Consider the following 23,721-nt stretch of genomic DNA (forward strand, 5'->3'; position numbering starts at 1 on the left):
CCGGTACTAACGACTCGATACGCTCGACGCCACGAAGCCCGACCCAGGAGGCACGAGATGCTGCGAGACCGCACCGGTGAGCCGATCGAGGTGGGCGCCGGTTTACTCGATCTGACCCAGTACGTGCGCGCCGGCGACACGCTGGTGTGGGGGCAGGGGACCGCCGAGCCGGTCACGCTGACCCGTGCGCTGGTGCAGCAGCGCACGCAGATCGTCGGGCGCGGCGACCGGCTGAACGCCTTCCTCGGCGTGACGCGCGGCGACACCTTCACTGCCGAGCAGACCGATTATCTCCGTTTCTTCGGCCTCGGTGGCCTGGGCGAGACTGCCCGGCTGACCAGGGCCGGCGCGGTCGACGTCCTGCCGATCCGGCTCGGGAGCGTGACCGGCCTGATCCGTCAGGGCAGGCTGCGCTTCGACGTCGTCCTGGTCCAGCTGAGCGAGCCGCGCGGGGGCATCTGCTCAACGGGCCTGGTCGGCGACATGCTGCAGGAGGCGATCCGGGGCGCCCGGGTCGTCATCGGCGAGATCAACCCCCGCGTGCCGTTCACCCGAGGCGACACCCAGCTCGCCTGGAGCGATCTGGACGTCATCGTCCGCAGCGACGAGCCGCTGATGCAGTGGCCGCCGGCCAAGCAGAGCGCGGACGCCGAGACCATCGCTGAGCTGATCGCAGAACGCGTTCCCGACCGCGCCACGATCCAGCTCGGGATCGGCGCGGTGCCGGAGGCGATGGCTCCCGCGCTGCGGGACAAGAGCGGTCTGGGGCTGCACTCGGGCATGATGACCGACGCGGTGCTCGACATGATCGAAGCCGGCGTGATCACCAATGCGCACAAGCCGATCGACACCGGCGTATCGGTCACCGGGCTGGTCTTCGGCTCCGACCGGCTGGCGCAGTGGGCCGAGGACAACCCGGCGCTCGCCGTCCGCTCGCTGGATCACACCCACGGGCCGCGCGCGCTGAGCACCTTCGATGACTTCTGGGCGATCAACTCGGCGATCGAGGTCGACCTGAGCGGGCAGGTCAACGCCGAGATGATGAACGGCTCGTATGTCGGCGGGATCGGCGGGCAGCTGGAGTTCGTGCGGGCGGCGATGTCCTCCGAGCGCGGCCGGTCGGTCATCGCCTTCCCATCCGCGGCGGCCAGGGGCGCGGTCTCCCGGATCGTCCCGCGGCTGGTCGACGGCGTTGTCACCACGCCGCGCGCCGATGCCGATCTGTTCGTCACCGAGTACGGCGTAGCCGACCTGCGTGGCGTCCCGCTGCCCGAGCGCCCGGCACGGCTGATCGCGATCGCGCACCCCGACCATCGCGAGGGGCTCGAGCGCGCCGTCCGCGAGTCGTCGCGACAGGCCCCCGCATAGCCGCCGCCCTCCGGCGAGGCCCAGACGTCGCAGCACGGCTCAGTACGGCCAGTCGCCGACCGCTTCGTTGGCCAGCAGCACGGCCAGCAGCAGGCGTGCCTTCCGGCCGGAGAGCGGGCCCGCGCTCAGCAGCCCGCGCTTGAGCAGATCCGTCTCGCTGCCTGGGTACCCGTAGGTGCTGCTAAGCATGTGTCCCGAGCCGGTGCGTGATGCCAGGACGACCGGCATCCGCGCCGTCAGGTCCGCGATCCGGTCGACGGCATCCTCGTGCACGTGGCCGCCACCGACCCCGTCGATCACCGCTCCCGCGTACCCGAGATCGGGCAGCGACTCCAGTAGCCGCAGGTCCTCACCGAGCGTCGCCGGCACCAGCGCCACCGGCGGCACCGGGCCACTCGGGAGCGGCAGCAACGGGCTGGTCTGCGGCCGGTAGTCGAGCCGGAGGTGTCCCTCCAGCACCCAGCCCAGCGGTCCGGCCTGCGGCCCCGAGGTGAAGGTCGCAGTGCTGGTGACGTGCGCCTTGTGCACCCACAGCGGGTCGTGCAGCTGGTCGTTGAAGGCCACCAGCGCACGGACCCCGCCGCAGTCGTCGTCCGCCGCGGCCAGGACCGCGGCATGGAGATTCGCCGGGCCGTCGGCGCCCGGCAGCGTCGGGTTGCGCATCGCCCCGGTGACGACGAACGGTCGCTCAGCGCGGTTGAGCACCGACAGCAGGTACGCGGTCTCCTCCAACGTGTCGGTGCCCTGGGTGACCACGACGCCGCGGGCGCCGTCCGCGAGTGCTGCCATGCCGGCCCGCGCGACCTCGACGACGATGTCGACGGTGAGGCTGGAGGAGCCCACCTGGGCCAGCTGCGCGGTGCTGATCTCGGCAATCTCGCCCAGCTGCGGTACGGCGGCGACCAGTCGGGCGCCGGTGATGGCCGGTGTGACTGGAGAGCCGGAACCTGTGTCGGACGTGGAGGCGATCGTGCCGCCGAGCGAGATGACGTGGACGCGTGGTGGCTGCATCGTTCAACTGTGGCAGAGATTCGAACGCCTCTCGGGCGACGAGACACCAGCGGCGGGGGTCCGGGGTGTAGCGCCCGAGAGGCTGCATTCGAATGCCTGATCAGAATAGGGAACCTTGGGTGGCCGTGACCAGCATTCCCACGCCGTGATTTACGCCGCTACCTGCAGATATTCGCCTGGATCGGGGAATGGCCGCAGAATAATCGGTCATTCGACTATGTCAGGTCGCCTCCGCGCGGTGACGGGTGGATCCACTAGCCTCGGCGTATGACATCGGTCACCGAAGAGCCGCGCCTGAGGAGCGCCATCGTCAAGCTCGCGTTCTCGCTCTTCGCCGTGGCCATGTCGTCCCAAGCGGTGTCCCCGCTGCTGCTGTACTACACGCACGACTTGAAACTGTCCGGCACGATTCTCACCGCGTTCTTCGCCATCTACGCGCTGGGGCTCGTGCCGGCGCTGCTGCTGGGCGGGGCGCACTCGGATCGTATCGGCCGCAAGGCGGTGGTCTATCCCTCCGTCGTCCTGGTGCTGTGCGCGGTGCTGGCACTGGAGAGCGCGGCTGCCTTCGGCGAGGCCGCGCTGATCGTCGCCCGGTTGCTGCAGGGCCTCACTGCCGGCGCCTGCTTCACCGTCGGCGCGGTCTGGCTGCGGGAGCTGGCCGGCCCGACGCACGCGAAGCGGGCCGCGATGATCGCCAGCGGCGTGATGGCCTTCGGCTTCGCCAGCGGTCCGCTGACCACCGGCATATTGGTGCAGTGGGCACCCTGGCCGAAGATCCTGCCCATGCTGGTGCCGGCGGTGCTGCTGGCCATCGCCCTGATTCTGCTGCGCTCGGTGCCCGAGACGGTGACCGAGCGCCGGTACGGCAAGATCCGGGTCGGCGTCCCGAGGGAGTCGGTTGCCGGGTTCTTCGCGTACCTGCTGCCGATCGCGCTGCTGACCTACACGCCGGCGATGCTCGCGCTGACCATCTTCCCGCTGCAGATCGCCGAGACCGGGGTGGGCATGATCTACGCGCTCGCCGGTTTGTCGATGTTCTTCGTGCAGGGCACGGCGGCGTACGCCGCGATCTACGCGCGACGGTGGGGACCCAAGGCCTGTGGCTGGCTGTCCGGATTCCTGTGCGCCATCGGCTGCCTGTGCGGCTATTTCGCGGTACAGCCGGACGGGTGGCCGTGGCTGATCCCGGCGTCCTTGCTGATCGGCTTCTCCGGCGGACTCGCAATGACCGGTGGGCTCATGGTGGCCGACCTGGTCGCTCCTCCGGACCGCCGCGGGGCGCTCGTGTCGATGTTCTACGTCGTCGTCTACTTCGGGTTCATGGTCCCGACGATCTTCTCGCTGATCTGGGGCAAGCAGACGCTGGAGGAGGGCTCGACGGTGATGATCCACGCGATCGTGGCGTTCATCCTGGGACTGGTGCTGCTGGGCCCCGGACGCCGGGTGGTGCAGCGCGCGGAGTCAGCCGCGGTCGCGGAGGGCTGACTCGACCCGCTCGACCTTCGCCGTCAGCTGGCCCGTGTGGCCCGGGCGGATGTCTGCCTTGAGCACCAGGCCCACCCGTGGGGAGGACGCCGCGACCACGTCGACGGCCTGCTTGACGACCGCCATCACCTCGTCCCATTCCCCCTCGATATTGGTGAACATGGCATTGGTCTCGCACGGGAGCCCGCTCTCGCGGACTACCCGCACGGCCTCGGCGACGGCCTCGGTGACCGACCCGTCGTCACTGGTGGACACGGGGGACAGTGAGAATGCGACGATCATCCAGGGACTCCTCAGATGCGTTAGACGTTCAGCTCCGGGTAACCGTACGACGAGTCGGCGGTGAGATGTCGGCCACGAGCCTGCAGCTGACGGCGTCCGAGCCACACGACCGCCGCGGCTAGCAGCGCCGCGACCGTGGCGACCCCGAAGGCGAGGTTCGCCGTGTACCTGTCGGTGGTGATGCCCGACAAGGACGTGCCGACGGCGACGCCGAGCGCGATCATGGTGCCGATCCAGGTGAAGCCCTCGTTGGCCTGCTCGCGAGGCACGATGTTCTCGCAGATCGTGAAGGTCGTGATGAGCGTCGGCGAGACCGCGATGCCCAGTACCGCGACGATCACCGCCATCACCCAGACGTTCGTGATGACCAGCGCCGGGAGGGTGGCGATCGTGAGCGCCGACAGCAGCAGCGCCAGCCGCCGGTTCAGCGGGGCGATCCAGTCGATGGTGCCCCACACGATGCCCGAGAGCATGGAGCCGACCGCAAGGGCTGCGATGAGCACGCCCGCCATCGCCGGCCGTCCTTGCTGCTCGGAGAACGCGGTAAGCACCAGCTCGAAGGTGCCGAGGATGACGCCCATCGCCATGCCCACCACGCAGAGGATCATCAGACCGGGGATGCGGATCGGGGATCGCGCGCCGCGAGGGACCTCACCGCCGTGACCGGGCGGCGGCTCGGTGCGCGCCTGGGTGGCGAGCATCAGGCTGCCGACGACCGCGAAGCCCGCAGCGACGATCATCCCGAGAGTCGCGTGGCCGGCGGTCGAGAGGACGGTCACGAGCACCGGGCCGAGGATGAAGCACAGCTCCTCGATCACTGACTCCATCGCCAGGGCGGTGGGCAGCCGGCTGGAGCCCTCCAGGAGGTAGGCCCACCGGGCACGCAGCATCGAGCCGACGGGAGGGATGAACCCTCCGGCGATCGCTCCCGCGACATACAGCACCCACGGCGCGGCGTGGCTGCGGACGGCGATGATGAACATCGCTGCGCCGGCGGCGAACATGATCACGACGGGGATCAGCACCTTGCGCTGGCCGTACCGGTCGGCCAGCCGGCCGAGGATCGGCCCGAGGATGGCGGTAGCGACTGCGCCCACGGCGGCGACCGTACCGCCCAGGCCGTAGGAGCCGTCGGGATAGGCGCCGACGATGAGCAGCACCGACCCGAGGCCGATCATCGACAGTGGCAGGCGACCGACGAAGCCGAACAGCTCCATCGAAGGGGTGTGCGGGGTGCGCAGAACCTCGCGATAAGGCCCTAGCACGCGATCACCACACGACCACGCTAGCGGATGCGCGCCGACGGGGGCCCAGGCGGGCGTCGGCCTCGAGCCCCGGGCGGGGTTGGCCTCGGGGTCGGGCGGGGATCTCGCGGTACTTTGAGGCGAAGCCAATTCAGCGGCGTTCCGGGAGGCCAGCACCGATGACTGCACCACGCGATCCAGGCGAGATCGATCCCGAGGCGCCGTCGGCACCGAGCACCCCGCGACAGGGCGGGCGGCATGCTGCGCCGGACGACGAGCCGGAGCAGAGCCGGCCTCCGGCCGCTGAGGAATCGGCCGCGCTCGACCCGGCCCCGGTGGACGCTCCGGAGAGCAGCGACGCCGGATTCGGCGGCGCGGTCGACGCGGACGATCCGCTGCTGGCCAAGACCGACGCGACCATCGAGCCGGCCACCCGGCCGACGTCCTCGGCCGAGGGCGCTGAGCGTCTCGAGGCCTCCGATGCCCGCACTGCCTCCGGGGCGCCCGCGAGCACGCCCGCACGCCGCCGCCACGCCGCAGAAGGGTCGTCCTTCCGGCTGCCGGCGTGGATGATCTGGCTGGCCAGCACGATCATCATCGCGCTGATCGCCTGGCTCGTGATCAGCCTGGCCACCGGGGACGACGACGATCAGGAGCAGAGTGCCGCGTCCTCCACCAGTGCCGCCGCCTCGACGTCCGCCGCGTCGACGCCGGTCGACGTGAACTCGCTTCCGCAGCTGCTGTGCATGGGCAACAGCTACATCACGATCGAGACCGGTCTCAGTGCTGAGCAGATGCTGGCCGACCCAGGAGCTGTCGAGTCGCAGTTCCCCGGCAGCCAGCTGTCGACGATCCCGCCCGGCTGCATCGCCGACACCGATACGCGCGACGACGTGGTGCTCGCGATGGGTCCGTACCCGTCGATCGAGGAGGCCTGTACGGCCGGCGCGGAGCTGCAGGGTGTGCAGTTCACCGCGTACGCCGGGAGCGCCAGCGAAGGCCTTGAGCAGACCTCCTGCTCGGCGTCCTCCAGCGGAGGGCCCGCTGGAGGCGGGTCCTCCGGCAGCGGATCCCCTAGCGGCTGACCAGGACACGGTTCGGCGGGTAGATCCGCAGCCGCGCGAACGACAGCGCGAACGACAGCGCCAGCAGCAGCGTGACGCTCAGCTACGTGACCAGCCCGCTGGTCACGTAGCTGGTGCCGGTCTCCTCGATCGCGTACGTCGCGAGCTGACGGACTGACCAGAAGGGCAGGAACTTCGCGAGCGTCCCGTCGGGGTCGGCGATCATCTGTGTCGCCAGCACGGTCAGCAGCCCGAGTGCGCCCTCCAGCTCGCGTTTCAGCAGGAGTCCGACGGCCATACCGAGTGGGGCTGCGACAGTGATCGCGCACAGCATCATCAACCCGACCGCCCAGGTGCGTTGCAGGTCCTGGTCGACGGTCACGAGCAATAGGTATCCGGCCGACAGCCCGAGCCCGGCGAGAATCATCGCGACGAGCCGCCCGATCACCAGGGCGCGCATGGGGTAGCCGGCGATGCGCAGCCGGCGATCCAGCCCGAGTGAGCCGACCGTGCCGAACAGGGCCAACGTGGCCACCGCCCACCCGAGACCGAGCACGAGCATCCGAACCGATTGTCCTGGCAGCTCATGGCGTGCGAGGTAGAAGGCTAGCGGCAGCAGTGCTACGACGACGAGGGCGGCGCGCCGATGGGTGAGCTCGCGCAGCGCCGCGCGAGTGACGGCCCGGACCTGGTTCACGATTCCTCCGAGGCTGGTTCGAGCTCGATGACTCGGTCGACGCGATGCAGCTCGCTGAGCAGGTGCGTGACCAGCAGGACCGCGGTGCCGGTCTCGCGCCACCGGTCGATCTGCTCCCACAGGTCCAGATAGCTGCCCTGGTCGAAGCCCTGGTAGGGCTCGTCGAGCAGCAGGAGATCTGGGCGGTTCAGCTCGCCCAGTACGACGTTGAGCTTCTGCCGGGTACCGCCGCTGAGCTGGCCGGCCGGTTGCCCGCGCCGCGGCCGCCAGCCCAGTGCCGCACACAGCTGCTGGCCGGTCGAGATGCTGCGGCTACGCCGACCAGGTGCAGCGGCACCGAACAGCGCGAAGTGCTCATCCGCGGTGAGGTGCTCGGCGGTGCCACCGGACTGCGGGGCCAGGCCTACGTTCGGTGTCCGCTCGACGGTGCCCGAGCTCGCGCGACTGATACCGGCGCAGATCTGCAACAGGGTGGACTTGCCCGACCCGTTGGAACCCACGACGGCCATCGCCTCGCCCGCGTGCAGCTCCAGGCTCACCCCACGAAGCACCGTCCGTCGGCGGTAGCGCTTGGTCACCTCCTGGAGCCGGAGCGCGACCGGTGCCACATCCGGCCGGTCCAGCGGAGGCGCGGCGGACGTCCGCAGCGCCCGCGCGACCTCGTCGGCGTACGCCGTAGCCGGCCCGAACAGCTCGTCCGGCGCAGTGCGGTGCTCGGCTGCCTCAGCCACCGCATCTTGGGCGAGCTCGGCGGCCCGCTGCGGCCGGACGCCTCGCTCCACCAAGGCACGTTGCAGCGTCATCGGCCACCCCCCGGTCATGTGTGGCTCCCGGCGAGCAGAGAGTCGATGCGGCCACTGAACGTGCTCCACTCGGCCCGCCGAGCCTCGAGCGCCGTACGGCCGGCGTCGGTGAGCTCGAAGTACTTGCGCGGCGGTCCCGAGGTCGACGCCTCTCGGCTGGTGGCTACCAGCCCGGTTGTCTCGAGCCGGAGGAGAGCCGGATACAGGGTTCCGCCGGGGATGACGCCCAGGCCCGCCTCTTCCAGTCGGCTGGTCAGGCCCAGGCCGTAGTCGCGGTGCTGCGCCAGCAGGCCGAGCAGGCACAGCTCGAGCAGGCCGTGCAGCCAAGGTCGCGTGTACTCGCTCATGGTTGTCAGGCTATCTGGTAATCAGATTATCTGACAACTGACCCGTGGGTCATCGACTCGGAATAGTGGCAGCCATCGAGCGGTTGAACGGTCAACAAGAACTCAGCGCAGCAAGAGGTAACCACATATGCACAACTCGAACGATCTGTACGCCTATCGCGAGGGCATCACGACCGATGACGCTCGCGCGTCGGTCATGCTCGTCTCGCTCGGCGGGTTCGTCGACGCCGGCCACACGCAGGCGCTGCTGGCCGCGCACATCCTCGCCCATCACGAGCACCAGCTGATCGCCACCTTCGATGCCGACCAGCTGGTCGACTATCGCAGCCGCCGCCCGATGATGGGCTTCGAGTCCGACCGCTACACGTCGTACGACGTCCCGACGATCGAGCTGCACCGCGTCCTCGATCTCGACGGCACCCCGTTCCTGATGCTGACCGGCGTCGAGCCGGACTATCAGTGGGAGCGTGTCGTCGACGCGGTCCGCGAGATCGTCGTCGCCCTCGGCGTCGACCTGACGGTGCTGGCGCACGGCGTGCCCATGGGCGTGCCGCACACCCGGCCGATCGGCGTCACGGTGCACGGCACCAACCCGGCGCTGGTGGGTGAGTCGGCGAGCCCCTTCGGCAAGCTGCTCGTGCCCGGAAGCATCGAGGCGCTGCTCGAGCTGCGGTTCGGGGAGGCCGGACGCAATGTCGTGGGGTACGCCGTCCACGTGCCGCACTACCTCGCGCAGCTCGCCCAGCCCGGCGCCTCACTCGTGGCGCTGGAGCGCATCGCGGCCAGCACCGGGCTGCGGCTGGAGCGGGCCGAGCTCGAGATGGGCGCGGCGAAGGCCGCCGAGTCGCTGCGCTCCGAGCTGGCCGACCGAGAGGATGTCGCTCAGGTCGTCGCCGCGCTCGAGCAGCAGTACGACGCGCAGTACGGCCAGGTGCAGCGCCGCGGCCTGACGGCCGCCGCCGAGGCCGAGTTGCCCACCGCGGACGAGATCGGCGCCGAGGCAGAGGCCTTCCTCCGCGGGCTGGGGGACGACGAGCAGTAGTCGCGTCCCGCGATACATCGGCTGAAAAGGGACATTGGCGCCAATGCCCCCGGGTGACGGGGTCATTGGCGCCAATGTTTTCTGGCTAACCAGGTGCCAGAGGCTATTCTGCGTTCTCCAGATTGGTCTTGAGCGTGTTCAGCTCATCGTTCATCGACGACGGCAGGCGATCGCCGAGCGTCTGGAACCACTCCTCGATCAGCGGGAGCTCCTGCTTCCACTCGTCGACGTTGACCGCCGACGCCTTGGCGAGCTGCTCGTCGCTGATGTTCAGGCCCTCGGTGTCGAGCGCGCCCTGGGCCGGCACGAGGCCGATCGCGGTGTCGACGGCGTCAGCCTTGCCCTCAAGACGCTCGATGATCCACTTGAGCACGCGGCTGTTGTCGCCGAAGCCCGGCCACAGGAACGAGCCGTCGTCGTCGCGGCGGAACCAGTTGACGTAGAAGATCCGCGGCATCTTCTCCGCGTCGGACTTCTTGCCCATCTCGATCCAGTGGTTGATGTAGTCACCGGCGTTGTAGCCGATGAACGGCAGCATCGCCATCGGATCGCGGCGGACGACGCCCACGGCGCCGGTCGCGGCGGCGGTGGTCTCCGACGAGGTGGTCGCGCCCATGAACACGCCGTGCTGCCAGTCGCGGGACTCGGTCACCAGCGGGATCGTGGTCTTGCGGCGTCCACCGAAGATGATCGCCGAGATGGGCACGCCGTTGGGCTCGCTGTTGTACTCCTCAGCGAGCACGGGGCACTGCTCGATCGGGGTGCAGAAGCGGCTGTTCGGGTGCGAGGAGAGCTGGTCGGACTCCGGCGTCCAGTCGTTGCCGTGCCAGTCGATCAGGTGTGCGGGCTTCTCCTCGGTCATGCCCTCCCACCACACGTCACCGTCGTCGGTGCGTGCCACGTTGGTGAACAGGGAGTTGCCGGCGTCCATTGTGCGCATCGCGTTGGGGTTGGTCTGGTACGAGGTGCCGGGGGCGACGCCGAAGAACCCGAACTCCGGGTTGATCGCATAGAGGCGGCCGTCCTTGCCGAAGCGCAGCCAGGCGATGTCATCGCCCAGGGTCTCGACCTTCCAGCCCTCGACGGTCGGCTCGAGCATCGCCAGGTTGGTCTTGCCGCAGGCGGACGGGAAGGCGCCGGTGATGTAGTGCACCTTGCCCTCGGGGGAGGTCAGCTTGAGGATCAGCATGTGCTCGGCCATCCAGCCTTCGTCCCGGCCGAGGACCGAGCCGATGCGCAGCGCGTAGCACTTCTTGCCCAGCAGTGCGTTTCCGCCGTACCCCGAGCCGTAGGACCAGATCTCGCGGGTCTCCGGGAAGTGGCTGATGTACTTGGTGGTGTTGCAGGGCCACGGGACGTCCTGCTCGCCCTCCTCAAGGGGCGCGCCGACGGAGTGCAGGCACTTGACGAACGGCTTGTCCTCGCCCATGGCATCCAGCACGTTCTGGCCGGTGCGGCACATGATGCGCATGGAGATGACGACGTACTCGGAGTCGGTGACCTCGACCCCGAACTTCGGGTCGTCGGCGTCGATCGGGCCCATGCAGAAGGGCACGACGTACATCGTGCGGCCCTTCATCGAGCCGGTGTAGAGACCGGTCATGGTCTCCTTCATCTTGGCCGGGTCCATCCAGTTGTTGGTCGGGCCGGCATCCTCCTCCTTCTCGGAGCAGATGAAGGTCTGGTCCTCGACGCGTGCAACATCGCTCGGGTCGGACATCGCCCAGAACGAGTTTGGGCGCTTCTCTTCGTTCAGCTGGACGATGGTGCCTGCCTCGACGAGCTCGTCGGTCATCTGCTTCCACTCCGCGTCGGAGCCATCGACCCAGCGGATGTCCTTCGGCTGGGTGATCTCGGCGACCTCGGCGACCCAGGCAAGGAGTTCCTTGTGCTTGGTCGGGGCGTCCTGGAGGGCGGGGAACTCTGTCGAAGTCACGGGGGTGCTCCTTGCGATCTACTTGAGTGACACCTGGTCTATCCACCATATGCCCTGGGGCATGTGATGGATATCCACAAGGACCGCGAAAGTGCTCACATCGTGGTAACACGAGGCACGCCGCCGTGATGCGCGGGTTACGGAAGGACCCCGCCGTGTTGCGATTGTGACTATTGGTGCTTGTGAAACGATTGTGATTATTGGGACAGCCGTCGTAGGCTCAACGCACCGATCCTTGCTCTTCCCCGGCTCGAAGGTCACCCCATGGTTTCGATGCGTCCGCTCAGCCGACGTCTTGGCGTACCCCACCCGCACTGGCCTGCGCTGCCCAGCAGCGACCAGCACGGAATCGCCACCCAGCGCGCGCTCTACACGGTCGGCGCTACTCAGGCGCTGTCCGCGGTGGTGTTCGCGCTCCTGGCCATCTCCGCGCGCTCGCACTTCATCGTCAACACCTACTACCTGTTCTGGGTGCCGTTCTTCGTCGCGCTGCTCGCCATCGCGATGACCGTCATCGGGCACCTGGGCAGCCTGTCGGCGCCCTGGCTTGCGGCCCTGCTGAACCTTCCGCTGGCGCTCACGGCGCTGTACGTCGACAGCGCGCTCGGCTCGGTGCTGCTGATCGCCGCGCTGCTGGCATCGGCGGGGTGGCTGGGCTTCAACCTGCTCGAGGACTCCGCCAAGCGAAACCCCGTCGACGACTTCTAGTGGACCGGCCGACCGTGGCCTGCCGACACTTCCGTCCTGCGTCGTCTCTGCGCGCCTGCGGCGCTCATCGACAAGCGTGTATCGATCGCTGCTGATCGACGAGCGGCTGAAGCGACCGGGCCACGCCACAACTAGCCGTCTCCGGCTCGAATCACGACCGCTCACACCGCCGGGCCGGTGCGAGCGGCGTCAGCGCCCCGTCGCGGACATAGCGCCCGATGACGCGCGGCGGGTCCTCACGCCCGGGCCGGGGTGCGGTGTGCTCATGAGCACATGCATCCCCGAGTGACCCGCGGCTAGCTACTCGGACGGCGGATCATCGGGAAATTTCCCGAACTGCACCGGCATACTCGTCGCGGGCCCCGCCCCGAACTGGGCAGAGGTGGGCGGGGAGCTCCGCGGCGCCGATGGCCCAGCGGGCGTCGCCGGCACGGCCGGAGCGCCAGGTGCTGGGCCCGGCTCGGGATCAGGTGGCGGGTCCGTGGCGGGTGTGCCGGAGCCGGGGTCGCGCTCGGCGGCTCGCCTGGCCGCCAGGCGGGCAGACGCCGCCCGGGCCATCTCGGCGACCGACTGCGGGGCGCGGGCCGGCTTCGCCGGGGCTGCCTGATCGGCGGACGGTGCCGGCTGCCGGGCCGCTGGCGGGGGCGCCTGATCGGCCGACGGTGCGGGTTGCCGGGCCGCCGGCGGGGGCGCCTGATCGGCCGGCGGTGCGGGTTGCCGGGCCGGGACCTGCTGCGGGACCGGGGGCAACGGCCGGGACTCGGCCGGCCGGGCTGCCTGGTCCTGGGGCGCTCCCTCGGGGCGCGGCGGCGCCGGGGGGCGGTTCGGGTCGCGGCGCTGGACGACGGCGTTGCGCAGCCGCGGCAGCAACTGGTCGATGGTGCCGACGACGTCCCGGACGGCGGCGATCTGCTTGGTGATCTCGGCGGCCCGACGCTCGCGCTCGCCGCGATCGACCTTCAGTGATTGGTCGATCTGCTTGATATGCCCGTCGAGGGTCTCGATCCGGCGCACCAGCGCACGGTCCAGCGCGAGAGTCAGCTCGTGCTCGGCTTCGATGAAGTACGCGGATGCGTCGGCCTCGAGACGAGCACGCGTCTCGCCGAGGGTCTCGTTCAGCCAGACCTTGAGCTGGTTGCGGTCCGAGGCGGTGCGGCGTGCCCAGACGATCCAGCCCGCCACGCTCAGCCCCACCGCGACCGCGATCGGCCACGCGACGATGGCCGCGCCGGTCGCGTAGGTCAGCGTCGAGCCGGTGATGCTGGTGATCGAGATGCCCGACATCATGCTGATGTTCGTCAGCACCTTCTCGTCGGCGGAGGACTGCCGCTTCGCGGGCCCGGCGGCGCTCGCCACCTGCCGGGGCCGCTGGAGCGCGGCGTACACCTCGGCCAGCTCGTTCTGCGCGAACATCGACTGCAGCACCGACCGCGAGACGCCGCGCATGCGCGCCTGCTGCCGGTCGAAGATCTGCATCGACGAGGCCTTCAGCGCCATGTCGAGCTGCGGCCCGATGTGCGCGAGATGACCCTTGTCCACCTCCTCGATCTGCCGCCGCCAGTAGGCGAGGAACTTCCGGTTCTCGGACTGGATGTCGGCCATCGTGTCGAGGCGGGCTCGTGACAACAGCGAACGCAGCCGCAGCTGCCACGCGCGGGAGTCGGCCTTGCGCGCCTGCAGCAGTCGGTCGCGGTTCTCCTTGAGACGATTGGCGTACTCGAGGTCCGGCTGGCAGGCGCGCCGGCTGTCCTCGAGGCTGGTCAGCAGCCCTTCGAGCTGCGAGCGCATGGTGCGCAGCAGGTTCGCCTCGTGCAGCGCCGAGGCCTTGACCGCCACCTGCTGCTGGAGCGCAATCTGCAGCTGGGTGACATTCGATTCCTTGCGTAGCGCCTGTCCGAGGTCGCTGGGCCCCATCAGTGCGGCCTGCTCGAAGAGCTTGGCCGAGACCGGGAGCATGACGCTGTCGGCGAATCGCGGCGCGTGCTCTCGTAGCAGCTTGCGGTTGTCCTCGACGATCTGCCGCCAGCCGCGATAGGCATCGGTCTTGGTCACCGCGAAGATGACGAGATCGATGTTCTTCGATGCCTTGTCGAGGAAGTCCAGCTCGGGCTTGGTGAACGGCGCCGAGGCGTCACACACGAACAGCAGCGCCGTGGCGCGGCCGACCGCCCGTAGCGCGATCTCCGCGTGGGTGGCATCCAGGCCGCCGACCCCAGGAGTATCGACGATGTTCAGCTTGCCCAGCAACGGCGAGTCGCACTCGACCTCGATCAGCCGAGGTGGGGCGTACTGCCCGCGATTGCCGAGGTCCGTGGCCCAGTCCCGCATCGAGTCGAGTGGGACGTCGACCGGCTCCTGCTGACCGGGCAGCAGAGCTCGTGCGGCGGTCTTGGGTCCGCGCCGGAACATGATGTAGGTGCTGGTCGCGACGCGGGCATCTACCGGGGACAGGCCTGACACGTTGATGAGGGCATTGGTCAGGCTCGACTTGCCGCGCTTGGCCTCGCCCACCACGACCACGGTCGGCTTGTCGGGCCGAGTGGCGCGCATCCGGGACAACCGCGAGGCCATCTCCGGGTCGTGCTTGTCGAGCCCCGCCAGACCGCGATCGGCGGTCTGCCGGGCCAGCTGGGATAGCGTGATGCGCTTGGCCGGGGCACCGCCGCGCTGCTGAGGTTGCGTCATCAGGACCCGCCGCGGTCCGTGGTGTAGACGGTCACAATCGGGTGGCGCACCATCCGGTCGCCATCGCTGTACCCGGCCAGCTCGATCTCGGCGATGGTGCCGTGCTGGTCGGCGTCCTCGGTGAAGACGGTCGCGGAGGCCTCGTGCCGCTGCGCGTCGAAGCGGTCGCCGACCTGCGGCACGATCACCTGGATGCCGAGCTGGGCCAGGTTGTCATCCATGCGCGAGGCGACCGCCGGAGAGGACACCCGATCGCGCGCGTACAGCAACAGGTCGATCATCTTGTCGCGCTCGTTCTGCAGCGCCACCAGTGCCTCGAGGTGCGGGCGGACCTCGGAATACAGGACGTAGTCCTCGCCGTCGTCGCCGTCCGTTGCCTGTTGGTCACTGACCGGGTGGATCTGGTCAGAGCCGTCGTCCGCCGCGTCGTCGTACTCGTAGTCGGTCTCCTCGTCGACGGGACGCTCCCGCAAGGCGTGATCGAGCGCGTCGTCCGCCTCGGCGCCGACGGTGCTCTGCTGGTCGTCGCGGCTGGTCATGAGGGTGCTCCTCCCGTGTCGAGAGCTCGCAGCTGCTGCCAGAGCATGAAGTACGAACGGTGAATCGTGTGTCCGATCCGGCTTTGGGCCGGCGTGGAGCCGAAGGTGGCGAAGCTGCGCCACCTGCCGGCGGCGTCGAAGGCGGCCTGGACGAGGTCGGGCAGTGGCGCACCGTGCCTGCCCAGCATGTCGTCCGGACCGGATCCGGTGACGAGCTGCCGGACCTCGTCGAACATGTCGTCGGGTAGCTCGACCTTGCCGCTGGTCACGAGAGTGGCGGCTTCCAGCAGGCGAAGCTGCTGCGCTTCGGGGTGCTGGTAGAGCTCCTCGAGGAAGTCGTAGATCGTGTCACGGATCTGTGGAGGGGACTTCGCGGCCAGCTCGTCGAGCGAGGTCAGCGCAACCGCGGACTTGATGTCGTCGGCCCGCACGCTGAACACGCCGTCGATGATCCGGTGCAGATCGGGAAAACCGGACTGCGCCTCAAGCAGCTGGCGTAGGGCGCCGGTGGTGATCTGCGGATCGGCGAGGATCGCATCGACGGCCTTGCGTGCGCCGTACCGGTCGAGCCGGGTCAACAGCCGTTCGCGGGCATCGACGTCGACCGGGATCTCGGGCCGTACGAAGAAGTCGGTCGACATGAACAGGACGTCGCGACTGGCCTCGTCGAGTGCCGCGATCTCGCGCAGCGTCTGGGCATCGGCCTCGGTGAAGTTGCCCGTGAGCGCCGACTCGGCCATCAGCCCCACGAGGGGCAGCACCTGCGAGACGGCGTGCCGCAGCGTGTGCGAGTGCTCGGCGGCCAGCTCGGCAGCGGCCGCCATCGGGTCGTCGGCCTGAACCTGGTCGGCCTTGTTGAGGATCGCGAGCGCGTTGATCGGGCTGCTGGTATGGCCGCCTGAGGTGCGGCGGAAGGCGCTCAGCGCGTCGGCGTCGTCGGCTCGGATGGACTGGGTGATGACGTAGAGGACCGCCTCCGCGGACGACACGGCCTGCTGGGACCGCTCATCGACCTCGCCGGTGCCGCCGCCGAGCATCTCCTCGGTGCGCCCGGCACTCTGCTCGTGGAGCGAGGCCAGCCCCGGAGTGTCGATGATCGTCACCTGCCGCAGCGCGTCGTAGGTGAGGTAGGCATCCACGACCGCGACCTCCTCGGGCGCGCAGCCCAGATCCGCGGGGATGACGCCGTCGCCGTCGTACGGGATCGTCAGCACGCTGCCGTCGACCTTGCGCACCTCGACGCGATCGACCGTGCCGTACTGGAAGCGGGTCACCATCCGGGTGCACTCGCGGACGTCGGTCGCCGACACCCGCCGGCCGATCAGCGCGTTCACCACGGTGGACTTGCCCGATTTGATGCGACCGGCGACGGCGAGCTGCAATGGGCCTTCGAGACGGCCGAGGATGCCGCGGATCTGGTTCGCGGTCTCCGGCGGCACCTGCTGCACGAGCGAGCGAGCCATCTCGACGACGAGCGCGGACATGCGTCGCCGCTGCGGGCTGGTCATCGGGTGGCTCCTTTCCGGTCGGTGTATGCGGCCCCGGTACCGGTTCGCGGGTCAGAGGTTCGTGAACAGGATGATCAGCAGGATCACCGCGGTCACGCCGATCGCGGCCCAGATCAGCGGCTGCCAGTTGGTCTGCTGCGGTTGGCTCGCCGGCGGGCTGCTGTGCGGCGGGGCAGGCGGGCGCGCCGGTTGGGCGGCTGGCTGCGCGGGGCGGGCGATCGGGCCGGTCGCGGGTCGAGAGATCGAGCCGGTCGGCGGACGCTGCTGCGCGCCGGTGGACGGCCGCGGGTTATTCGGCTGCGATATCGGCCCGCTGGCTGGTGACCTGGGCGCGGGGCGCTGCTGCGGGCCGGTCGTCGGCGATGGCCGCAGGGTGGGCCCGGTCGACGGGGCCGCCATCGGCCCGCTCATCGGGCGCGCGGCCGGATGCGCCCCACCGCCCGGCGAACGCTGCGGGCCCAGCTGACCCGGCTGCGGGATCCGGCGAATGTTGCCGGTCGGCGCTTGCGGGCGGACGGTACGGATCTGCGGCAGCTCGCCCGGAGTCACCCGGCGGGTGGCGTCACCCATTCCCGAGCCGCCCGGGCCGGGAACCGGCCGGGGGCCGGGCATTCCCGGGCGGCCGGGCTGATTGCCCGCCGGCCCTCGGGGCGGGCTTTGCGGAGCACCGAGCTGCGGGATGACGGGGGTGGCGTTCTGGTCCGGGCGGGCGCCGCGCTGGTTGCCCACGTTCAGGTAGAGGGCGCCGCTGGCGACCGTCGCCTCGGGCTGGTCGAGGGTCGCCGGAGTGACTCCGAGGCCCTCCTGGATCAGTCGCGCCACCAGCGGCACGCGCGAGGACCCACCGACCAGGTACACGCCGGCGAGCTTGTCGGCCGTCAGGTTCGCATCGCTGATGGTGGTCGAGAGCAGCTCGACCGAGCGGGCGAGGTTGGGGCGGATCAGCTCCTCGAACTCGCTGCGCGTGATGTGCACGTCGTGGAACGGCGCCGGGAAGGCGATGTCGGTGTGCGGGTGCCGCGACAACGCTTCCTTGCCTTCCTTGATGTCGACGGCGAGGGCGCGCTGCGCCCGCCGGCTCGCGGTATCGGTGGGGCGGTTGAGGCGTGCCCACTCCTCCGGATTCACTGTCTCTTGGCTCTTGCCGACGTGCTCGAGGATGGCGTGGTCGAAGTCCAGACCGCCGAGGTCGGGCAGCCCGGCCTCGGCGGTGACCTCGAAGCCGTTATCGGTCTTCTGCACGATGGCGACGTCGAACGTGCCACCGCCGAGGTCGTACACCGCCAGGGCCTGACCGGGCTGCATGTTGTGCCCGCCCTGGGTGACGAAGTGGGTGGCGGCGCCGACCGGTTCGGGGACGAGGATCGGATCGTCCGACAGCCCGGCCTCGCGGCAGGCCGCGACCAGGACGTCGCGACGGGTCTTGCGCCAGCGCGCGGGATGAGTGAGCCGGACGACGTCCGGTTTGGCGCCGTCGAACTGCAGCTGGAACTCCTGCAGGACCCGCTTCAGGACGGCGGCGATCGCCTGCCGCACAGGGATGACGTCGCTGCCGAGCAGCATCTCCCCGTCGTCGATCCGCCGCTTCGGGTTGGGTTCGTAGCGGCTCGGATCGATGCGGGCCTGCCGGTCGGCGTCGCGACCGACCGCGATGGTGCCGTCCTCGGCCAGGTAGATCGAGCTGGGGACGAGCGGGCTGCCGTCGATCGTGAGCAGGCGTGGCGCAGCACCATCGACCGACACGGCGGCGACCGTGTTCGAGGTACCGAAGTCGATCGCGAGTACGCGCATTATCACCCCTACACCTGTTCTTCGTGACGCGACGGCGCCCGGATCCACGGTTCGCGGGGCCAACACGCCACCTGACATCCTGCCATGTGGAACGCCCCCGGAGAGGGTGCCTGCTCGTCTCGGACGAAGCGAGCGGCCGGTTCGCTCCCCGGTGCCCGAGACAGATCGCTCAGCGCGCATGCGTCGTCGGGTGCCTAGCAGTCGAGCCTGGCTCATCCCCGGTCAACGGCAGGCAAACCAATGGTCACGGTTTGTCTAACAACCGCTGGTCCCTACGGACCCGCGTTAGTGTGTCCGGAGCGCAGCCGAACTGGACCCGAAACGAAGGACGGCTCTGTGGGCAAGAAGAAGGACGACACCGACGACGAGCTGTGGCTGGCGGAGATCCGCGCGAGCAAGGACGACGACTTCCACTCGATCAGCGGTGCTTCGTTGCCGCCCGATCCCTGGCTCGACGGTCCGCAGCCCGGCGCGATCGACCGTGGCGCGCCACCGCAGGCGCCTGATCCGTTTGCCGCTCCCGCCCCGGACCAGCTGCCCCCAGCGTTCGCGGACCGCCAGAGCACCACCCCGGCCGACCCGTGGGCGCACGTGGACGACACTCCGGCCCCCGCGCCCCCGTCGGACGAGCCGGTCAGCCAGTGGGCGCCGCACACGCCACCTCCGCCGGCCCCGATGCCTACCGCCGCGCCCCGCAGCGAGGATCCGGGGATGCCGATCGTCCAGGGGCCGCGCGAGCCGATGCCCATCCCCCGCATCGAGGACCCGTGGGCTCCGCGTCCAGCAGAGCGCGCGGACGCCGAGCAGCTGCAGCAGCCCGGCTACGAGATCCCGCGGCTCCAGCCCGAGCAGCACCCTCCGGCGCCGCCGGAGCAGGTTCGTGTCGACTCGGGCCGGGTCGCGGAGACAACCATGGCGCAGGAACCGGCCGAGCCGCACGGCGGGCGCCACGCCCTGCCCGAGAACGGCGACCCCGCCGAACCGTCCGAGCCCACCAGGCCTGCCGAGCCCGCCGAGTCCAGCAAGCCCGCCGAGTCGGCCGAGCCCCGCATGCCCGCCGAGCCGGCCCCGCTGAAAGCACCGGACGGCGGCTCGGACCCGTGGACCGCGGTCGCCGGGTCGACACCGCTGCGCCAGGCATGGGAGGGCGCCCCGGCTCATCAGGGTTCCGGCCAGCAGTTCGCCACCCTGCCGTCGATGCCGGCGCGGCGCGATCAGCAGCCGGGATTCCCGCCGCAGGCGCCGGCCGCCGCGGGGCCGGTGACCCCGCCGGCCCGCGACGCGCAGACCGCCTATCAGGGACAGCCCGGTGGCGCCTATCAGGGACAACCCGGTGGAGCGACAGCGCAACACGCGCCCGGCGGTTCCCCGCCCGCGCAGACCGACCCGTTCCGGTCCGCGGAGTCCGGTAGCTTCCACGCGCCCCAGGCCCCGCAGACCGGCGCGTTCGCCGTCCCGCAGCAAGGCCACAACGGAGGTGTTCCGTCGCAGCTCGGCGGGCAGCAGGCCCCCTCGCCTTCGATCATGCCGCTCGACCTGAGCGACGCCGCACTGGTGAAGCAGCGCACGGAGACGCCGGAGGGCGGGTGGCGGCGCGCGGTCTACAAGGCATCCTTCGGCGGCATCAACCCGGGAATCTCGCGGGAGCAGGCTGAGAAGAACGCACTCATCGAGCGGATCCGCACGCCCATCCGTGGCTGCCATAAGATCGCCGTCGTCAGCCTCAAGGGCGGTATCGGGAAGACCACGACCACCTCGTGCCTCGGGCTGACCCTCGCCCACTACCGCGGAGACCGGGTCGTCGCGCTCGATGCCAACCCGGATGCCGGAACCCTTGCCGAGCGACTCACCGGCGTCACTGACGTCTCGGTGCGCGACATGCTCGACAACCTGGACAGCATCCGCTCGTTCACCGACATCTCGCGCTACATGTCCCTGGCCAGCCGGCTGCAGGTGCTCGCCTCCGATCAGGACGCAGAGGTCAGCGAGGCCTTCGATGCCGAGCAGTACAAGCGCGTCACCGATCTGCTCGCGCAGTACTACAACGTGATCCTCACCGATTCCGGCACCGGCATGCTGCACTCGGCGATGCGCGGGACGCTCGAAGAAGCCGACTCGCTGGTCGTCGTCGGCGCGCCGAGCGTCGACGGCTCGTCACGCGCGGCGAAGACCCTGGACTGGCTCGTCGCGCACGGCTACGGCGATCTCGTCGCCGGATCGGTCGCGGTCATCTCGTCGGTGCGGGAGAAGTCGAACTCCGTCGACATGGGCGTGCTGCGCAACCACTTCGGCGCTCGCTGCCGGTCGGTGATCGAGATCCCGTTCGACCCGCACCTGGTGATCGGCGGCCGCATCGACATGTCGCAGATCAGCCCGCTCACGGAGCGGGCCTACCTGGAGCTGGCTGCGACGGTGGCCGACGGCTTCCGTGTCCCCACCAGCACCCGGCAGCCCGGCAACCCGGGGTACTAGAGAGCATCACCGGGGCGCTCATCGGCGGCGACGACGGCAGCACGCCGGCCCCGAAGCTCGAGCAGGACGACGGCTGCGATGACCGACGCGGTGCCGAGAACCTGCGACCAGTCGAAGACTCCCGCGTAGCAGGCCGCGCCGATCAGCACGGCGGCCACCCCGGACGAGCCCTCGTCGCGCAGGACCGCGTGGCCCGCGGGATCGCGAGGTAGTTCTATACACTAACTATCTTTCCGCCTCATCCTTCGAGCTCAGTGAGAACCGGTGCCCACCACTTCAGCGTTGCCGCGCTTCCGTCGTACGACGAACGTCCGCACGATCATTCTCGTGCTGAGCCTGTGTGGTCTGACCGTCTCGCTGCAGCAGACGTCTATGGTCGGCGCGCTCGCCGATCTGCCCGACGAGCTGGGCACCACTACCGAGAACGTGTCGTGGATCGTCACCGTCACGCTGCTCACCAGCGCGGTCGCCATGCCGATCGTCTCGCGGCTGGCCGACATGTTCGGCAAACGCAAGATGCTGCTGCTGTGCCTGGGCCTGGTGACCGTCGGCTCACTGATCGGCGCGGTAGGCGGCTCGCTGGCAGTGATCCTCCTCGGGCGCGCCCTTCAGGGGATCAGCTTTGCGATCGTCCCGGTCGGCATCAGTGTCATGCGCGATCTGCTGCCGGCCCACCGCATCGGGGCGGCAGTCGCGCTGATGAGCGCCACCCTCGGCATCGGTGGCGCGATCGGTCTACCGGTGGGCGGGCTCATCTACAGCACGTGGGGGCTGAGCGCGGTCTTCCTGATGAGCGCGGCGGTGGGCTTCATCCTGCTGGTGCTCGTGCCGTTGGTGGTCTCCGAGTCGACGATTCGCTCGCCGGGCCGTGTCGACTATGTGGGCTCGATCCTGCTGTCGGCCGCCTTACTGGCGTTGCTGCTGCCGATCTCCAAGGGCGCGGTGTGGGGCTGGGGCAGCGGACTGACGATCGGGCTGTTCGCCGCCTCGGTGGTGCTCATCGTGATCTGGATTCCCTACGAGCTGCACCGCACACAGCCGCTGGTCGACCTGCGGACCATGGCCCGCCGTCCGGTCATGCTCACCAACGTGGCGACGGTGCTCATCGGCTTCAGCATGTTCGGGCAGCTGCTCGGCGTCACCCAGTTGCTCACCCTGCCCGAGGGGGTCGGTGCCGGCTACGGCTTCTCGCCGTTGCAGGCCGGGCTGTTCCTGCTGCCCTCGGGCATCGTCATGGTGCTGCTGGCGCCGGTGTCCGCGGCCATCTCGAACCGGTATGGCGCGAAGACGACGCTGCTGACCGGTGGCTGCCTCGTCGTCCTCGGCTACTTGGTGATGATCCCGTGGATCGGCTCTCTCGTGGCCCTGCTCGTGGGCTCGACGGTCATGGGCTCGGGCATCGCGCTGGCGTACGCCGCCATGCCGACGCTGATCATGCGTTCGGTACCGGTGACCGAGACCGCGTCGTCGAACGGGCTCAACGCCCTCCTGCGCAGCATCGGCACCTCGTCGTCCTCGGCGGTGGTGGCGCTGATGCTCTCCTCGGACGTCGTCCACACCGGCGGCAGCGACGTGCCCACCACGCACGCGTTCCAGATGATCTTCATCGTCTCGGCGATCGGGGCTGCTGTCGGCACGGCCGTGGCGACGATGCTTCCGCCGCACCGCGCGAGCCTCTCCAACGAGGAGGCCTTCACGTCGGTTCGGGACCCCGGCGCGGAGTACGACCCGCCGTCCGTCGTGGCCGAGCGCGCCGAGATCGAGTACGAGATCGCCGAGGGCCGCTCCATGCACCATCACGAGCGTGAGCCCGCGGCGAAGGACCGAAGCTCGTCGCGGGAGGGCGGCTGAGCTCCTCGACGGGTGCAGACGAACGCTGCCGCGTCCACGCCTCGGCGCAGCGCGTCGTCGACATCCGCCCCGGTGGCGTACGCCGACAGGAAGCCGGCCATGAACGTGTCACCGGCTCCCACGGTGTCGACCACCTCGACCCGGCGTCCGGGAACGGAGTGCCGAGTGCCGTCGGGGGCGCTCGCCGCAGCCCCCTGAGCACCTAGGGTGACGACCGCCAGCGAGCACCCGGCGTCTGCCGCCCACCGGCCGAGCACGTCGATGGCCTCACCCCGGTCTCCGGAGCCGCGGGCCAAGAAGGCGACGTCCTCGTCGGAGGCCTTCAGGACGCCTCCGCGGGCGCCGACGATCTCGATCCACCGCGAGGCCGCAGACCAATAGGCCTGTGGGTCGGGGATCACGGCTGGCCGCACGTTCAGGTCGATCGACATCGGGCCGCCATGGGCAGCCGCCCAGTCGGCGAGCACGGCCGCGCCGGGCGGCACGACGAGCGCGAGCGAGGCCAGGTGCAGCCAGTCCTCCGCGGAGGTCTGCGCAAGCTCCTCGGGCCGCCACGTGAAGTTCGCCGTGCCGGCGAAGTGGAAGGTGTAGCTCGCCTGAGCCCGCTCGTCGAGACTGACGACGGCCAGCGAGGTCGGGTCGTCGACCACCACCGCCCGCTCCAGCCGGACGCCGTTGCCCGCCAGATGCCGCTGCAGCTGCCGGCCGAACCGGTCCCGCGACAGCCGGCCGCAGAACTGCACATCGTTGCCCAGCCTGGCCAGCGCGATCGCGGTATTCATCGGACCGCCGGCGGACAGCGCCGCCCAGCTGCTGTGGAAGGAGTCGACGTCGCGCTCAGGCACGAGGTCGATGAGTGCCTCGCCGCACACCGTGAACCGTTGCATC

General features: G+C 69.7%; 20 protein-coding genes. 7 read left to right on the top strand and 13 right to left on the bottom strand.

Annotation, left to right across the window (positions count from 1 at the left end; all coding sequences use genetic code 11):
- The first annotated feature begins 57 nt into the window (after positions 1–57).
- The gene (locus DAA40_RS14160; protein WP_158716456.1) at positions 58–1,368 is read left to right on the top strand and encodes an acetyl-CoA hydrolase/transferase family protein; all 1,311 of its coding nucleotides are present in this window, start codon (positions 58–60) and stop codon (positions 1,366–1,368) included.
- Between the two features lie 39 nt (positions 1,369–1,407).
- On the opposite strand, the gene DAA40_RS14165 is transcribed toward DAA40_RS14160, so the two are convergent.
- Positions 1,408–2,379 (bottom strand): asparaginase, encoded by a 972-nt coding sequence (locus tag DAA40_RS14165; protein WP_106850381.1) that lies wholly within the window; start codon positions 2,377–2,379, stop codon positions 1,408–1,410.
- Positions 2,380–2,646: 267 nt separating this feature from the next.
- Between DAA40_RS14165 and DAA40_RS14170 the strand changes: the two genes are divergently transcribed.
- A complete protein-coding gene (locus DAA40_RS14170; protein WP_106850382.1) occupies positions 2,647–3,864 on the top strand; it encodes an MFS transporter in 1,218 nt (405 codons plus the stop codon).
- On the opposite strand, the gene DAA40_RS14175 is transcribed toward DAA40_RS14170, so the two are convergent.
- Together DAA40_RS14175 and DAA40_RS14180 are read right to left on the bottom strand one after the other, a co-directional pair.
- On the bottom strand, positions 3,841–4,146 hold the full coding sequence (locus DAA40_RS14175) for a thiamine-binding protein (protein ID WP_106850383.1): 306 nt from the start codon (positions 4,144–4,146) through the stop codon (positions 3,841–3,843). The two genes, DAA40_RS14170 and DAA40_RS14175, sit on opposite strands and share 24 nt — an antisense overlap.
- Positions 4,147–4,166: 20 nt before the next feature.
- Complete coding sequence (locus tag DAA40_RS14180; RefSeq protein WP_106850384.1) at positions 4,167–5,411, bottom strand: MFS transporter; 1,245 nt, start codon at positions 5,409–5,411, stop codon at positions 4,167–4,169.
- Between the two features lie 158 nt (positions 5,412–5,569).
- Here DAA40_RS14180 and DAA40_RS14185 point away from each other — a divergent pair, with 158 nt between their 5' ends.
- Positions 5,570–6,475, top strand: a complete 906-nt coding sequence (locus DAA40_RS14185) for a hypothetical protein (protein WP_106850385.1) — start codon at positions 5,570–5,572, stop codon at positions 6,473–6,475.
- A gap of 82 nt (positions 6,476–6,557) precedes the next feature.
- Here the strand turns inward: DAA40_RS14185 and DAA40_RS14190 are convergent, their stop codons facing one another.
- From DAA40_RS14190 to DAA40_RS14200, 3 genes are read right to left on the bottom strand one after another with little or no spacing between them, the layout of a single operon-like run.
- Positions 6,558–7,151, bottom strand: coding sequence for a hypothetical protein (locus DAA40_RS14190; RefSeq protein WP_106850386.1), 594 nt, complete (start codon positions 7,149–7,151; stop codon positions 6,558–6,560).
- The gene (locus DAA40_RS14195) at positions 7,148–7,972 is read right to left on the bottom strand and encodes an ATP-binding cassette domain-containing protein (RefSeq protein ID WP_106850387.1); all 825 of its coding nucleotides are present in this window, start codon (positions 7,970–7,972) and stop codon (positions 7,148–7,150) included. The genes DAA40_RS14190 and DAA40_RS14195 overlap by 4 nt, the downstream gene beginning before the upstream one ends.
- Positions 7,969–8,301 carry a PadR family transcriptional regulator gene (locus DAA40_RS14200; protein WP_106850388.1) on the bottom strand — a complete coding sequence of 111 codons (333 nt, stop codon included), beginning with the start codon at positions 8,299–8,301 and terminating at the stop codon, positions 7,969–7,971. The genes DAA40_RS14195 and DAA40_RS14200 overlap by 4 nt, the downstream gene beginning before the upstream one ends.
- A 127-nt stretch (positions 8,302–8,428) precedes the next feature.
- On the opposite strand from DAA40_RS14200, the gene DAA40_RS14205 reads away from it, so the two are divergent.
- Positions 8,429–9,343, top strand: a complete 915-nt coding sequence (locus DAA40_RS14205; RefSeq protein ID WP_106850389.1) for a proteasome assembly chaperone family protein — start codon at positions 8,429–8,431, stop codon at positions 9,341–9,343.
- A gap of 103 nt (positions 9,344–9,446) precedes the next feature.
- On the opposite strand, the gene DAA40_RS14210 is transcribed toward DAA40_RS14205, so the two are convergent.
- Positions 9,447–11,279, bottom strand: a complete 1,833-nt coding sequence (locus DAA40_RS14210; protein ID WP_106850390.1) for a phosphoenolpyruvate carboxykinase (GTP) — start codon at positions 11,277–11,279, stop codon at positions 9,447–9,449.
- Between the two features lie 264 nt (positions 11,280–11,543).
- Here DAA40_RS14210 and DAA40_RS14215 point away from each other — a divergent pair, with 264 nt between their 5' ends.
- Complete coding sequence (locus DAA40_RS14215) at positions 11,544–11,987, top strand: hypothetical protein (RefSeq protein WP_106850391.1); 444 nt, start codon at positions 11,544–11,546, stop codon at positions 11,985–11,987.
- Between the two features lie 300 nt (positions 11,988–12,287).
- Here DAA40_RS14215 and DAA40_RS14220 read toward each other — a convergent pair whose 3' ends face one another.
- The 4 genes from DAA40_RS14220 to DAA40_RS14235 are packed head-to-tail and all read right to left on the bottom strand — an operon-like array spanning position 12,288 to position 18,510.
- On the bottom strand, positions 12,288–14,672 hold the full coding sequence (locus tag DAA40_RS14220; RefSeq protein WP_106850392.1) for a dynamin family protein: 2,385 nt from the start codon (positions 14,670–14,672) through the stop codon (positions 12,288–12,290).
- Positions 14,672–15,211: a nucleotide exchange factor GrpE gene (grpE, locus tag DAA40_RS14225; protein ID WP_106850393.1), complete on the bottom strand. Its 540-nt coding sequence runs from the start codon at positions 15,209–15,211 to the stop codon at positions 14,672–14,674. Before grpE ends, DAA40_RS14220 begins: the two co-directional genes overlap by 1 nt.
- Complete coding sequence (locus tag DAA40_RS14230; protein ID WP_106850394.1) at positions 15,208–16,719, bottom strand: dynamin family protein; 1,512 nt, start codon at positions 16,717–16,719, stop codon at positions 15,208–15,210. Before DAA40_RS14230 ends, grpE begins: the two co-directional genes overlap by 4 nt.
- A gap of 51 nt (positions 16,720–16,770) precedes the next feature.
- A complete protein-coding gene (locus tag DAA40_RS14235; RefSeq protein WP_234356417.1) occupies positions 16,771–18,510 on the bottom strand; it encodes an Hsp70 family protein in 1,740 nt (579 codons plus the stop codon).
- Between the two features lie 336 nt (positions 18,511–18,846).
- Between DAA40_RS14235 and DAA40_RS14240 the strand changes: the two genes are divergently transcribed.
- Positions 18,847–20,982, top strand: a complete 2,136-nt coding sequence (locus DAA40_RS14240; protein WP_106850396.1) for a MinD/ParA family protein — start codon at positions 18,847–18,849, stop codon at positions 20,980–20,982.
- Here the strand turns inward: DAA40_RS14240 and DAA40_RS16275 are convergent.
- Complete coding sequence (locus DAA40_RS16275; protein WP_158716458.1) at positions 20,979–21,140, bottom strand: hypothetical protein; 162 nt, start codon at positions 21,138–21,140, stop codon at positions 20,979–20,981. The genes DAA40_RS14240 and DAA40_RS16275 overlap by 4 nt on opposite strands.
- 106 nt (positions 21,141–21,246) lie before the next feature.
- Here DAA40_RS16275 and DAA40_RS14245 point away from each other — a divergent pair, with 106 nt between their 5' ends.
- The gene (locus DAA40_RS14245) at positions 21,247–22,833 is read left to right on the top strand and encodes an MFS transporter (RefSeq protein ID WP_106850397.1); all 1,587 of its coding nucleotides are present in this window, start codon (positions 21,247–21,249) and stop codon (positions 22,831–22,833) included.
- Here the strand turns inward: DAA40_RS14245 and DAA40_RS14250 are convergent.
- Positions 22,779–23,720, bottom strand: a complete 942-nt coding sequence (locus tag DAA40_RS14250) for a carbohydrate kinase family protein (RefSeq protein WP_106850398.1) — start codon at positions 23,718–23,720, stop codon at positions 22,779–22,781. The two genes, DAA40_RS14245 and DAA40_RS14250, sit on opposite strands and share 55 nt — an antisense overlap.
- Between the last annotated feature and the right edge of the window lies 1 nt (position 23,721).

Origin of the sequence: Blastococcus sp. Marseille-P5729 (assembly GCF_900292035.1) — a bacterium.
Taxonomy (GTDB): Bacteria; Actinomycetota; Actinomycetes; order Mycobacteriales; family Antricoccaceae; genus Cumulibacter.